The 11,706-nt window shown below is 68.1% G+C and carries 14 protein-coding genes; 6 read left to right on the top strand and 8 right to left on the bottom strand.

Going from position 1 to position 11,706, the window contains the following annotated elements; translation table 11 throughout:
* Position 1 precedes the first annotated feature (1 nt).
* From hemP to C6N40_RS08420, 6 genes are all read right to left on the bottom strand, one after another.
* The gene (gene hemP, locus C6N40_RS08445) at positions 2–172 is read right to left on the bottom strand and encodes a hemin uptake protein HemP (RefSeq protein ID WP_106990575.1); all 171 of its coding nucleotides are present in this window, start codon (positions 170–172) and stop codon (positions 2–4) included.
* Between the two features lie 67 nt (positions 173–239).
* On the bottom strand, positions 240–1,202 hold the full coding sequence (locus tag C6N40_RS08440) for an energy transducer TonB (RefSeq protein WP_106990574.1): 963 nt from the start codon (positions 1,200–1,202) through the stop codon (positions 240–242).
* Between the two features lie 87 nt (positions 1,203–1,289).
* On the bottom strand, positions 1,290–1,898 hold the full coding sequence (locus tag C6N40_RS08435; RefSeq protein ID WP_205208580.1) for a hypothetical protein: 609 nt from the start codon (positions 1,896–1,898) through the stop codon (positions 1,290–1,292).
* A 69-nt stretch (positions 1,899–1,967) separates the two neighbouring features.
* Positions 1,968–2,588 carry a class I SAM-dependent methyltransferase gene (locus C6N40_RS08430; RefSeq protein ID WP_106990573.1) on the bottom strand — a complete coding sequence of 207 codons (621 nt, stop codon included), beginning with the start codon at positions 2,586–2,588 and terminating at the stop codon, positions 1,968–1,970.
* Positions 2,589–2,618: 30 nt separating this feature from the next.
* Positions 2,619–3,395, bottom strand: a complete 777-nt coding sequence (locus C6N40_RS08425; RefSeq protein WP_205208579.1) for a sulfite exporter TauE/SafE family protein — start codon at positions 3,393–3,395, stop codon at positions 2,619–2,621.
* Positions 3,396–3,468: 73 nt separating this feature from the next.
* Positions 3,469–4,422 (bottom strand): hydrogen peroxide-inducible genes activator, encoded by a 954-nt coding sequence (locus C6N40_RS08420; protein WP_106990572.1) that lies wholly within the window; start codon positions 4,420–4,422, stop codon positions 3,469–3,471.
* 106 nt (positions 4,423–4,528) lie between these two features.
* On the opposite strand from C6N40_RS08420, the gene C6N40_RS08415 reads away from it, so the two are divergent.
* The 5 genes from C6N40_RS08415 (at position 4,529) to C6N40_RS08395 (ending at position 8,930) form a co-directional block, all read left to right on the top strand.
* The gene (locus C6N40_RS08415; protein ID WP_106990571.1) at positions 4,529–5,440 is read left to right on the top strand and encodes an MBL fold metallo-hydrolase; all 912 of its coding nucleotides are present in this window, start codon (positions 4,529–4,531) and stop codon (positions 5,438–5,440) included.
* Between the two features lie 28 nt (positions 5,441–5,468).
* Entirely contained in the window at positions 5,469–6,194 is a 726-nt protein-coding gene (locus tag C6N40_RS08410) for a peroxiredoxin (RefSeq protein WP_106990570.1), read from the top strand.
* Positions 6,195–6,317: 123 nt separating this feature from the next.
* On the top strand, positions 6,318–7,238 hold the full coding sequence (locus C6N40_RS08405; RefSeq protein ID WP_240183485.1) for a ZIP family metal transporter: 921 nt from the start codon (positions 6,318–6,320) through the stop codon (positions 7,236–7,238).
* 28 nt (positions 7,239–7,266) lie between these two features.
* Positions 7,267–7,776, top strand: a complete 510-nt coding sequence (locus tag C6N40_RS08400; protein ID WP_106990568.1) for a Dps family protein — start codon at positions 7,267–7,269, stop codon at positions 7,774–7,776.
* Between the two features lie 11 nt (positions 7,777–7,787).
* The gene (locus C6N40_RS08395) at positions 7,788–8,930 is read left to right on the top strand and encodes a glutaredoxin family protein (RefSeq protein WP_106990567.1); all 1,143 of its coding nucleotides are present in this window, start codon (positions 7,788–7,790) and stop codon (positions 8,928–8,930) included.
* 47 nt (positions 8,931–8,977) lie between these two features.
* On the opposite strand, the gene C6N40_RS08390 is transcribed toward C6N40_RS08395, so the two are convergent.
* Together C6N40_RS08390 and C6N40_RS14075 are read right to left on the bottom strand one after the other, a co-directional pair.
* Positions 8,978–9,946: a c-type heme family protein gene (locus C6N40_RS08390; protein ID WP_106990566.1), complete on the bottom strand. Its 969-nt coding sequence runs from the start codon at positions 9,944–9,946 to the stop codon at positions 8,978–8,980.
* Positions 9,943–10,080: a hypothetical protein gene (locus C6N40_RS14075; RefSeq protein WP_162782160.1), complete on the bottom strand. Its 138-nt coding sequence runs from the start codon at positions 10,078–10,080 to the stop codon at positions 9,943–9,945. Before C6N40_RS14075 ends, C6N40_RS08390 begins: the two co-directional genes overlap by 4 nt.
* A 204-nt stretch (positions 10,081–10,284) precedes the next feature.
* On the opposite strand from C6N40_RS14075, the gene C6N40_RS08385 reads away from it, so the two are divergent.
* A complete protein-coding gene (locus tag C6N40_RS08385; RefSeq protein ID WP_106990565.1) occupies positions 10,285–11,697 on the top strand; it encodes a cytochrome ubiquinol oxidase subunit I in 1,413 nt (470 codons plus the stop codon).
* Positions 11,698–11,706 lie beyond the last annotated feature (9 nt).

The raw sequence follows: 11,706 nt of genomic DNA, 5'->3' as shown, positions 1-11,706 counted from the left end.
CTCACTTGACCAGGATGAGCTTGTCGTTGCGCGTGTGGCGCAGGCGATAGACCTGGTCGCCGTGGCGGATCAGCACTTCGCGGGTGCCGCGCATCAGCTCGCGGCTGTCGAAGTCGGTGGCGGGCGCCGGGCGCGCCGGGGTCGGGGCGGGTTGGAGGCGTGCGTCGTGCATGGCCGGGTCCTGGGTGGGGGCTCGGCTTTGATGATAATGATTCGCATTTGCGTGTCAACCACCGGTGTCAGCCGGCCTTCGGCAGACGGAAGCGCACGACCTGGCGGGTGGTGATCGCGGCCTGCCCGGCCTCGAATCGGTAGCGGCTGGCGGCGGCCTGTGCGGCCTCGTCGAACAGACCCGGCGGGTTGGCCGACAGCACGCGGGTGGCGCTGACCCGGCCGTCGGCCTCGATGCGCAGTTCCAGCACCACCTCACCCTCGATCCTGCGGCGCAGGGCCAGCGGCGGGTAGCGCGGCTGCGGGGCGCTGAGTAGCTGAGGCAGTGGCGTGGCGGCCGGGCGCGGGGCGGCAGGTGGCGGGTTGGCGGCCACCGCAGGCGCCGCGTTGGCCGGTGAGGGCACCGGCACGGCCGCCGTCGGCACGGAAGGCGTGGCTGGGGCGGCGGCGGCCTGGGTAGCGGCGGGCACGGCCGGGGCCGCCGCAGGTGGCGCCGCGGTTTCGGTGGCCGCCGCGGCCAGGCGCTGGGCTTCCTCGCGACGCGCAGCCTCCTCCTGCTCGCGTGCCGCACGCTCCGCGGCCTGGGCGGCTTCCTGCTGCGCGGCCACCAGCTGTTCGCGCAGGCGCGCCAGGGCGGGCAGCGCCTCGTCGGTGCGCTGCGCCAGGTCCAGCAGGCGGCGGGCTTCGTCGAAATTGCCGCGGGCGATGGCCTGTTCGCTGCCGATCACCGCGTACGGCAGCAGTTCGAGCAGCGCGGTCTCGACATCGGCGTCGGCCGGCGCCAGCGCGCGCACGGCCAGGTAGAGCTCGATGGCGTTGTCGCCGGCTGGGGCGTAGAGGCGCTGCTCGGCCAGCGCGCGCGAGGCGGCGGCGCGCAGGCCCGCCTCGTCGGTGGCGGCGGGCAGGGACGGCGCTGCGGCGGCTGGCGCCGCGGACGCGGGGGCAGCGGCGGCTTGCTCCGGCGGCGCCTCGCCGCAAGCCGCCAATACCATCACCAACGCGCCCAGCGCGATCCATCCCCGATGCCGCATGTCCGATCTCCGTGGAAGCAGACCGGCAAGGCTAGGGCCCGTGCATGACGGGAATGCGTCGGTGCCGGGTCGGCCCGCGGCGGGCTGCTAGTCCATCACGTAGCGGAAGCGCTCGATGGCCTGGCGGATGCCGTCGAGGTCGAGCGTTTCGCGCGCCGGCACCACGAACAGGGCCTGGCGGCCATCGGTTTCGCTGCGCGGCAGGTACTGCTCGACCACCTGGTAGTGCGGGCGGTCGGTGTAGTCGTCGAACAGGATGCGGGTGCCCTCGCGCGCCCGCAGCAGGCTGGTGAGGAAGCAGCAGACGCGGAAACGCCCGTCCACCAGCACCACGTCGGGCTGCACGTCCTGGTTCCAGATCCAGTCGGTGTACTCGGGAAAGGCTGAGGCCTTTTCGTAACTGACTGGTCGGCCCCACTTTCCCACGGGCCCGAGGTCGCAGTGGTGGATGGACAGGCCATCGACGCCGGTGCATTCCTTCCTGACGATCTCGACCCAGGGCTTGGCGGTGTCGACGCTGAGGATGCGGCAGCCCACATGGCGCGCCACCCAGATGGTGGAAGCGCCGCAGCCGTACTCGGCATACACCAGGTCCTTGCGGACGGTGCGCTTGAACATCGCATCGTCGCCGTCGAACAGGCGCTTCGAGCGCGGCAGGCCGAGGGTGGTGGCGAGCTTGCTTATCAGTGACGGCAAAGGACACTCCGGGAGGGAATTCCAGTACCTGCCAAGTATGCCCGACTGGCGGGGGACGACCCGCCGCCGTCAGCCTCCGGCCCCGATGGGTTTGCGCCAGAACCCCCGCACTACGCGCGCAATCCCTTGATGGAACGGCCCTTCGTCCAGCTCCACCGCCGCCTGCCCAAGCACCTCGGCCTCGAGCCCCCGGAAGTCGAGCCGAAGCATCTCGGGGTCGAACAACCAGTCCGGATCGCGCGGGCCGCCGCTCGGCAAGCCGAGTTGCGCCCGGTCGAAGCCCTCGAGCACCAGGCAGCCACCGGGCCTGAGGGCATCGACCATCGCCGAATGCACGCGCTGCCTGATCGCCGGCGGCAGGTGCAGGAAAACCAGAACCACCGCGTCATACACGGCTGGCTCCGGACGCCAGTTGGCCAGGTCCGCCTGCACCAGATCGAGGTTTACTCCGGCATCGTGTGCAAGCACGGCCGCCTTGTGCAAGCCGGCAGCCGCCATGTCGAGCGATGTCACCCGATGGCCTTGTTTCGCCAGGTAGACGCTGTTGCGACCCTCGCCGTCGCCGGGCAACAGGACCCGCGCCGCCTGCGGGAGGCGCGGCTCGCAGGCAACGACCCATTGATTGGGTTCGGCCCCGTAAGCGAAGCCGGGCTCTGCGTAGCGTGATTCCCAGAAGTCTTGATTGGCCATGCCAGCTCCGTGCGAAAGGAAACGACCGGATCAGCCCGCCAGCATCCCGGGGGCGGTGCGGATGATGATGAAGACGCCCATCAGCACCAGGAACACCGAGAAGACCTTCTTGAGCTGCTGCTGCGGAAGTCGGCCGGCGAGCTGCTGGCCGACCAGGCTGCCGCCGGCGCCGACCGCGGTGAAAATGCCGATCAGGCGCCAATCGAGCACCATGCCGGCGGCGCCGAGCACGCTGACGTACTTGGCGAAGCCGCTGAAGGACTTGAGCGCGATGATCCACAGGCTGGTGCCGATGGCGCGGTGCATCGCCAGGCCACCCAGCAGCACCAGCGCCGGCAGGATGAGGAAGCCACCGCCCACGCCGACCAGGCCGGTGAGCACGCCCACACCCAGGCCGTCGAGGATGATCAGGGTGCGCGAGCGCGGCACGTGGACGTAGCCCTCGGGGCGCACCTTCGCCGGCCGGAACATCATCCAGGCCGCCATCAGCATCACCAGCGCGAACAGGAACAGCTGCACCGGCCCGGGGATCCAGGGCGAAACCGCCGCGCCCAGCCAGGTGCCGGCCATGCCGGGAATGCCGAACCAGACCACGCTGCGCCAATCCACCTCGCGCTTGAGCGTCCAGGGGATGGCGCCGGCCAGGGCCACGCCACCGACGATTGCCAGGGATCCGGCGATGGCAATCTTCTCGGGCTGGCCCACCAGGTAGACCAGCACCGGCACGGTGAGGATGGAGCCGCCGGAGCCCAAAAGGCCCAGCGACAAACCAATGGCGACCGCGCCCAGGAGGGCGAGCCAGATCATGGGCGGCTCCGATGGGTGGCGCGGGCCAGCTGCATTGGGACTCCGGGCAGGCTATGGATTAGATATATCTAATTTAGCCTTTACGAATACTTTGCGCAAGCCCGGCCAGCGGCTCCCCCACGCCACTCGAGTTTGCCCAGGACTGAATGGCTTCCCCGAGCTTGCGGAACTCGGCGGCGCGGGCGCTGTTGCGGCGCCAGGCCAGGCCGATGGTGCGCTTGCCGCCCTCGTAGCCCAGGGGCCGGGTGACGACCTGACTGCCCTCGAGCAGGCCGGCGTCCACCGCCAGCTGTGGCAGCAGCGTGGTGCCCATCCCGACGGCCACCATCGCCACCAGCGTCTGGAGGCTGGTGGCCGAGAAGGTCGCCTCCGGCGCACTGGCCGCCGCTTCCACGACGGGCAGGGCGTGGCTGTGCAGGCAATGGCCTGGCTCGAGAAGCATCAGTGATTGCGAGCGGATGTCGCGCGACCTGACCGCCTCGACGGCCGCCATCGGGCTGGCGCGATCGCAGGCGAAAAGGTAGGCGTCGCGAAAGAGCATCATCGTCTCGCAGCCGGGGGTTTCGTAGGGGAACGCGATCAGCAGCAAGTCCAGGCGACCCTGGGCCAGTTGCTCGAGCAGTGCGGGCGTCTTGTCCTCGCGCAGCATCAGGTCCAGCTCCGGGAAGCGTTTGCGGAGCGCAGGCATCAGCCGGGGCATGACGAAGGGCGCGATGGTGGGGATGCTGCCCAGCCCGACCTCCCCTGACATCGGTCGCGCCTCCGCGCCGGCCATTTCCACCAGTGCGCGCGCATCGGCCAGCAGGGCGCGCCCCCTTGCGGCCAACCGCCTGCCTGCCGCGGTGACCAGCACGTGGCGGCGATCGCGCTCGGCGATCCGCACCCCCAGTTGCTGCTCAAGTTCCGCGATCCCGGCACTGAATGCCGACTGGGACGCGCCGCAGGCCGCCGCCGCCCGCCCGAAGTGGCCGTGCTCGTCCAGCGCGGCCAGGTACTCAAGGTGGCGGAGGCTGGGCAGGGGTTTCATGTGTTCGCTTTTTCCGAATACAGGATTCAAAACTATTCATTTCCATTGAATAGATCAAGCGCCTAGATTGGCCTCCAACGAAACGCTCTACCCAAGGAGCAGCCCGATGGAAACGACCAGGAACCACCCGCCCCTGCCCAAGGGCCTGCCCGCCGGCCCGGCGCCGGACGTGACCCCCTTCTTCGACCCGGCCACCAACACCATCAGCTACGTGGTGAGGGACCCGGACAGCGACGCCTGCGCCATCATCGACCCGGTGCTGGACTTCGATTACGCCTCCGGCCACATCGACTACGCGTCGGCCGACGCCATCATCCGCCACGTGCGCGAGCGCGGCCTGCGAGTCGAGTGGCTGGTGGAAACGCACGTGCACGCCGACCACCTCTCGGCCGCGCCGTACCTGAAGGAGGAGCTCGGCGGCCGCATCGGCATCGGCGAGAACATCACCGTGGTGCAGGAAACCTTCGGCAAGGTATTCAACGAAGGCACCCGCTTCCGCCGCGACGGCAGCCAGTTCGACCGGCTGTTCGACGACGGCGACACCTACGCCATCGGCCGCTTGCAGGCGGTGGCGCTGCATACGCCGGGCCACACGCCGGCCTGCATGACCCACGTCATCGGCGACGCGGCCTTCGTCGGCGACACCCTGTTCATGCCCGACTCCGGCTCGGCCCGCGCCGATTTCCCCGGCGGGGACGCCCGCGTGCTGTACCGCTCGATGCGACGCGTGCTGGCGCTGCCCGCGGCCACCCGCCTGTTCATGTGCCACGACTACGGCACCGGCGGTCGCGAGATCCGCTGGGAAAGCACGGTGGCCGAACAGCGCGCCCGCAACATCCACGTCCGCGACGGCATGGACGAGGACAGCTTCGTGGCGCTGCGCCAGGCCCGCGACGCCACCCTGGCCATGCCCCGCCTGATCATCCCGTCCCTGCAAGTGAACATGAAAGCCGGCACCCTCCCGGAACCCGAGGACAACGGCACCCGTTACCTGAAGGTTCCGCTCGATTCGCTCTGAACCCACGCACCCCCAAAGGAGAAACACCATGAGCTGCACCGATTCCAACGTCCTTCCGGTCGCCGACAAGGCCGCCGCCCCCGCCGCCACCGTCGAAGCCGTGTTCGCCGCGCCGCAGCCGGCCTATGGCCTGCCGCGCATCAACGAGCCGGCGCCCGCCTTCAAGGCCAAGACCACCCACGGCGACCGTTCGCTCGAGGACTACCGCGGCAAGTGGCTGGTGCTGTTCTCGCACCCGGCCGACTTCACCCCGGTCTGCACCACCGAGTTCACCGCCTTCGCCAGGGCCGCGGGTGATTTCGCCGACGCCAACTGCGAGCTGCTGGGCCTGTCGATCGACTCGATCTACTCGCACCTGGCCTGGGTGGGCAACATCAAGGAGAAGTTCGGAGTCGAGATCCCGTTCCCGATCATCGAGGACCTGTCGATGAACGTGGCCCGCGCCTACGGCATGATCCACCCGGGTGCGTCCGACACGTCGGCGGTGCGCGCCACCTTCATCGTCGACCCGCAGGGCATCCTGCGCGCGATGGTGTACTACCCGATGACCAACGGCCGTTCCGTGGCCGAGATCCTGCGCCTGGTGCGCGGCCTGCAGACCAGCCTCGCCAACGGCGTCGCCACGCCGGAAGGCTGGCAGCCGGGTGACAAGGTGCTGGCCGGTGCGCCCAAGACCGTCAAGGAAGTCGACGCGCGCCTGAAGGAAGGCCTGGAGACGACCGACTGGTACTTCTCGATGAAGTCGCTCGGCTGATCCAGGAGCAAGCCCGGGCCCGCGGACAGGCGAACCCTGCCGCGGGCCCGCTGCGATAGTGCGACGCATACGGGGCTGGGTATGATCCCAGCCACGGCCGCCCCAAGGAGGTTCCGCTTGCAGGTGCATGTGCCCGGCATCGCGTGGAAGACGATCGTTCTCCGGCACGCGCGCGAACACGCCTGGGCCGCGGCCGGCCTGCTGGTCGCGGCGACGGTGTCGCTGTGGCTGCTGCTGCAGAGCCTGGCCAACCTGCTGGAGACGGGCGGCGGCGCCGGCGTGTCGATGGCGCTGTGGGGTGGCACCGCGGGGTTCGCCGCCACGGCCATCGGCGCCTTGCCGGCCTTGGCGATGCGTGGCCTGCCGCAGGCCATCGAAGACAGCCTGCTGGGTTTCGCGGCCGGCATGATGCTCGCCGCCTCGGCCTTTTCCCTTCTCTTGCCCAGCCTGGAATCCGCCTCGGCTTTGCTCGGCGAGGGCCCGGGCGCCGGGCTGGTGGTGGTGCTGGGCATCGCGCTGGGCGTGATGCTGATGCTGGGCCTGGACGCCTTCACCCCGCACGAGCACGACAAGACCGGCCCCTGCGGTCCCGGCCACGCCTATTGCGGCCGGATCTGGCTGTTCGTGTTCGCGATCGCGCTGCACAACCTGCCCGAGGGCATGGCCATCGGCGTTGCTTTCTCGCAGGGCGACCTGTCGGTGGGCCTGCCGGTGGCCGCGGCGATTTCCCTGCAGGACATCCCGGAAGGGCTGGCCGTGGCTTTGGCCATGCGTGCCGCGGGTTTTCCGGCTGGGCGCTCGGTGGCCGTGGCGGTGGCGAGCGGCCTGATGGAACCGGTGGGCGCGTTGCTCGGCGTGGGCCTCTCCAGCGGTTTCGCGCTGGCGTATCCGATCGGGCTGGCGCTCGCCGCGGGGGCGATGGTCTTCGTCGTTTCCCACGAAGTCATTCCCGAAACGCACCGCAACGGCCACCAGACGCCCGCCACGCTCGGGCTGATGGCCGGATTCGCACTGATGATGTTCCTCGACACCAGCCTGGGCTGAGCGCAGCCCGCCACCAAGGAGAACCGACATGGCAAAGCAGGACAAACCCGCGAAGAAGGCCAAGGGCCCGGCGATCGACATCGGCATCGGCGAGAAGGACCGCAAGGCGCTGGCGCAGGGCCTGTCGGTGCTGCTCGCCGACAGCTACACGCTCTACCTGATGACGCACAACTTCCACTGGAACGTCACCGGCCCGCAGTTCAACGGCCTGCACATGATGTTCATGGGCCAGTACACCGAGCAGTGGAACGCGCTCGACGACATCGCCGAGCGCATCCGCGCGCTGGGCTTCCCGGCGCCGGGCACCTACCGGCAGTTCGCGGGCCTGGCGACCTTCAGCGAAGTGGAGGGCGTGCCTTCGGCCGACGACATGCTGCGCCACCTGGTGCGCGCGCAGGAAGCCACGGCGCGCACCGCGCGGGCGCTGCTGCCGCTGGCCGACAAGGCCGACGACCAGCCGACCGCCGACATCGCCACCCAGCGCCTAGCCGTTCACGAGAAGACAGCCTGGATGCTGCGCAGCATGCTCGAGCACTGATCTTGCCGCCGATGCGCAGCGCCCTGGCCGTGCGCACCGCCACCCTGCTTTTGATTTTTCTTCTTGCGGCGCTTTCGGCGTCCTTGCACGCGCAGGACAATGCCCCGGACTCCGCGCAGCGCGCGCCGGATATCGAGGTCTACGTTCGCGAAGGTTGTCCGCACTGCGCCAATGCAAAGCAGTTTCTCGCGGAACTTCAAAGGGAGCGCCCCGAACTGGTTGTCCGCCGGCATCAAGTCGATCGTGATGCCGAGGCATCCGAGCGTCTGCTTGCCTTGTCCGATCGCGCGGGCGTGTGGCCCCCGGGCGTCCCCACCTTCGTCATCGGCGACGAAGTGGTCGTTGGTTTCGACGACGCTGCGCATACCGGCCAGAGGCTGCGCACGCTGCTGGACGGCGCAGCCAATCGCGACAACGAAGTGGACGCTGGCTGGCTCGGGACGCTGAACATCGAGAATATCGGCTTGCCGCTTTTCACGATCGGCCTGGGGCTGGTAGACGGCTTCAACCCTTGTGCGATGTGGGTCTTACTGTTCCTGCTGTCCCTGCTCGTGCGGCTGCGCAACCGCAGGCGCATGGCGCTGATCGCTGGCACCTTCGTCATCGTCAGCGGCGCGGTCTACTACGCCTTCATGGCCGCGTGGTTGAACATATTCCTTGCGGTCGGCTTCAGTGAATCCGTTCGCCTCCTTCTGGCCGCGGTTGCATTGGTCATCGCCGTAATCAACCTGAAGGACTTCGTGGCTTTCGGTCGAGGTCTTTCGCTCTCTATTCCTGCAGCAGCGAAGCCGGGCATCTATGCGCGGGCCCGGCGTGTCATCCAGGCCCCTTCGCTGGCGATGTCGATGATCGCGGTCGCGGTGCTTGCGGTTTTGGTGAATTTCGTTGAATTGCTGTGTACCGCCGGCCTGCCCGCTATCTATACGGCTGTCCTGTCCGAGCAGGCGGTCAGCCCTGCCGCGCACTACGGGTATATCGGGCTCTACATTGCCGCGTACGTGATCGATGATGCGCTTATGGTCGGCATTGCGGTCGTGGCATTGTCGAGCGGAAAGATGGGGGAACTCAGCGGACGCGCTCTGAAGATGATCAGTGGCCTGGTGATGTTGGCGCTATCGCTGATACTGCTGTTGCGCCCGGATTGGATTCTTTGAACCCAGGGAGAACGAAGGCCCGCATCTCCTGGCCTGGGGTCCGCGAATCAGGGCTCCCGGGCCTCGACGCGGTAGGTCGCATGGCAGGCATTGCAATGGCCAACCGCTTCGCCCAGATGTCGGAGCGTCCGGGGCACGTCCCCGGCGGCGGCCGCCTCGGAGGCTTGGCCCAGCGCAACGTGCATCGGCCGCGCGAAGCGCGACCAACCCTCAGGCAAGGCTGAGCGGAAATCCTCTCCGCCCGACTGCCCCCCACCAGCAGCGCCCTGGGCTAGGAGTGTCCCGGCGGATTGCGCATCGTCGTGGCCGAGGGCCAGCATCGTGCCTTCGATCCGCTCCAGGTGGGCGCGCATCTGACGACGCAAGGCGGCCGATTGTGCCTCGCTCATGAGGATCACCCGACGCGCGTCGGGAGAAGTCACCGTGGCTGGCTTCGCCGGATCCACCTCCACCCACAACAGGCCGCGCAGGCTACCGGGTTCGAAGCCGACGGCAGGATCATCGGGGTAGAGACGGCGGATGGTCTCGGCCAGGCCCGGCTCGACCGAGGGGCCGTGGCAAACCAAGCAAACCGCCTCGGTTTCGATGGCCTTCGCCCAGCGCAGCGTTCCGTCCTGCGGGTCGATCGAGCTGACGGGCGCCCAACTTGCCGGCGTTCCTGCCGGGGGCGAGGACTGCCACGTTGTCAGCAGTGCCTTTTGCCAGCCCTCGAGCCGGTTGGCGGGCTGCCGGGAGCGAACCCCGACGCGCCCGAGGCGGACGCCATGCGCCGCCGAAACCCGTTCTGCGATGCGGGGAGCCTCTTGATGGCAGACGCGGACGCCAGCGCTCGGCCCGCCTTGGGCCATGGCGGCACCCAAGGTGCTGCGCAATTCAGCCGAGAAGGCTTTCGCGGCTTCTGCGGCCCGGGCGTTCGGCGCCGGCGCGGATCCGCTTGCCGGAGCTGACGCAACGCCCAGCGCGCAGGCAAGCGCGAGGACGGGACCAAGGCTGTTTTCAAGGCGCTTCGTATTCATCGTGTTCCCTCCATCGGCAGGCCGGCACGTTGCCACGCGATCATTCCGCCCTTGACGTTGATGGCTTTGAACGGTGCTTCGACCGAGGCCGAGCCGGATGAGCCTGCCAACAGACTGCGGAGTACGGAACGCATTTGGCCCACCTATTCCCTTTTGAGTTTAGTCAACACTAATATAAGAGTATGCTCATATAAAGCCCCTGTCGTGATGCCGTATCGATCCGCAAGGCCTTGCGGGGCTTGCTTCCAGCCCGGCGGTCCTTTATCCGGGTCGTTACAGTCATCCGATGCCCATCCACCCCCGGTCGGCGAACGCCGACCCGTCTCAGGCCCGCACCTATGGATCTCGATCCGGTCTTCCTCTCCAGGCTGCAGTTCGCCTTCGTCGTGTCCTTCCACGCGATCTTCCCGGTCTTCACGATCGGCCTCGCCAGCTACATCGCGGTGCTGGAGACGATCTCGCTCAAGACCGGCAGCCCCCACTGGGAACGGCTCGCCGCCTTCTGGACCAAGGTCTTCGCCGTTGTCTTCGGCATGGGCGTGGTGTCGGGCCTGGTGATGGCGTTCCAGTTCGGTACGAACTGGAGCAACTTTGCCTACGCCTCGTCGAACTTCCTCGGGCCGATCCTCGCCTATGAGGTCGTGACGGCCTTCTTCCTGGAAGCCGCGTTCCTGGGCGTCCTGCTGTTCGGGCGGGGCAAGGTGCCGCCGGGCTTGCATCTGCTCTCGGCCTACATGGTGGCGATCGGCACCTTTATCTCGTCGTTCTGGATCCTGTCCGCGAACTCCTGGATGCAGACGCCCACCGGCTTCGAGCTGCGCGAGGGCATGGTCCATGTGACCAGCTGGGCTGAGGCGATCTTCAATCCCTCCTTCCCTTACCGCTTCGCCCACATGGCGCTGGCATCCTTCCTGACCGGTGGCTTCGTCGTGGCCGGCGTCTCGGCGCTCTACCTGCTGCGCGGCCACGCGGTGGAGTCAGCTGAGCGCGCGCTCAAGATGACCCTCGTGCTCCTGGCCGTCATCGCGCCGCTACAGCTGTTCGTCGGCGACATGCACGGACTGAACACCCTGGAGCACCAGCCGGCCAAGGTCGCAGCCATGGAGGGCCACTGGGAGACGGGCGGGCAGGTGCCGCTGCTGCTGTTCGCGCTGCCCGACCAGCAGGCCGAGGAGAATCACCTCGAGGTTGGCATCCCGAAACTGGCGAGCGTCATCCTCAAGCATGATCCCGACGGCGTCGTCCAGGGCCTCAAGGACTTCGCGCCTGAGGAGCGCCCGCCGGTGGCCATGGTTTTCTGGAGCTTCCGCGTGATGGTGGGCATCGGGATGCTGATGATCCTCGTCGGCCTCTGGGGCGCCTGGCTCGTCTGGAGCGGCAAGTTGCGCTCGTCACCGCGATTCCTTCGCTTGCTGACCTGGATGATCCCGGCCCCGTTCATCGCCGTGCTCGCCGGCTGGTTCGTCACCGAGATCGGTCGCCAGCCCTTCCTGATCTACGGCGTCATGACGGCCACCGATGCCGTAACGCCCAGCCTGGAGGGCTGGATGGTGCTGCTGACGATGGCCGGCTACATCGCGGTTTACGCAGTGGTCTTCACCGCCGGGCTCCATTATCTGCGCAAGGTGATCCAGCACGGCATCACCGAGCTTCCGGCCCACGGAGACGACCGCGGACGGCCAAAGCGTCCGCTGTCCGCCGTCGAGATCGAAGCGAAGTCGTCGTCCACGCCGCCCTTCTTCCAGTCCTGATCGCCGGAG

The organism is Arenimonas caeni (assembly GCF_003024235.1).
GTDB lineage: Bacteria > Pseudomonadota > Gammaproteobacteria > Xanthomonadales > Xanthomonadaceae > Arenimonas > Arenimonas caeni.
Note: the sequence above shows the minus strand (reverse complement) of the source record. Positions and strands in the feature narration are given on the sequence as shown.

Bases quoted from the DNA above. Each gene is read 5' to 3' on its own strand.
- hemP (WP_106990575.1), bottom strand. From the start codon at position 172: ATGCACGACGCACGCCTCCAACCCGCCCCGACCCCGGCGCGCCCGGCG.
- C6N40_RS08440 (WP_106990574.1), bottom strand. From the start codon at position 1,202: ATGCGGCATCGGGGATGGATCGCGCTGGGCGCGTTGGTGATGGTATTG.
- C6N40_RS08430 (WP_106990573.1), bottom strand. From the start codon at position 2,588: ATGGCCAATCAAGACTTCTGGGAATCACGCTACGCAGAGCCCGGCTTC.
- C6N40_RS08425 (WP_205208579.1), bottom strand. From the start codon at position 3,395: ATGATCTGGCTCGCCCTCCTGGGCGCGGTCGCCATTGGTTTGTCGCTG.
- C6N40_RS08420 (WP_106990572.1), bottom strand. From the start codon at position 4,422: ATGAAACCCCTGCCCAGCCTCCGCCACCTTGAGTACCTGGCCGCGCTG.
- C6N40_RS08415 (WP_106990571.1), top strand. From the start codon at position 4,529: ATGGAAACGACCAGGAACCACCCGCCCCTGCCCAAGGGCCTGCCCGCC.
- C6N40_RS08410 (WP_106990570.1), top strand. From the start codon at position 5,469: ATGAGCTGCACCGATTCCAACGTCCTTCCGGTCGCCGACAAGGCCGCC.
- C6N40_RS08400 (WP_106990568.1), top strand. From the start codon at position 7,267: ATGGCAAAGCAGGACAAACCCGCGAAGAAGGCCAAGGGCCCGGCGATC.
- C6N40_RS08395 (WP_106990567.1), top strand. From the start codon at position 7,788: ATGCGCAGCGCCCTGGCCGTGCGCACCGCCACCCTGCTTTTGATTTTT.
- C6N40_RS08390 (WP_106990566.1), bottom strand. From the start codon at position 9,946: ATGAATACGAAGCGCCTTGAAAACAGCCTTGGTCCCGTCCTCGCGCTT.
- C6N40_RS14075 (WP_162782160.1), bottom strand. From the start codon at position 10,080: ATGCGTTCCGTACTCCGCAGTCTGTTGGCAGGCTCATCCGGCTCGGCC.
- C6N40_RS08385 (WP_106990565.1), top strand. From the start codon at position 10,285: ATGGATCTCGATCCGGTCTTCCTCTCCAGGCTGCAGTTCGCCTTCGTC.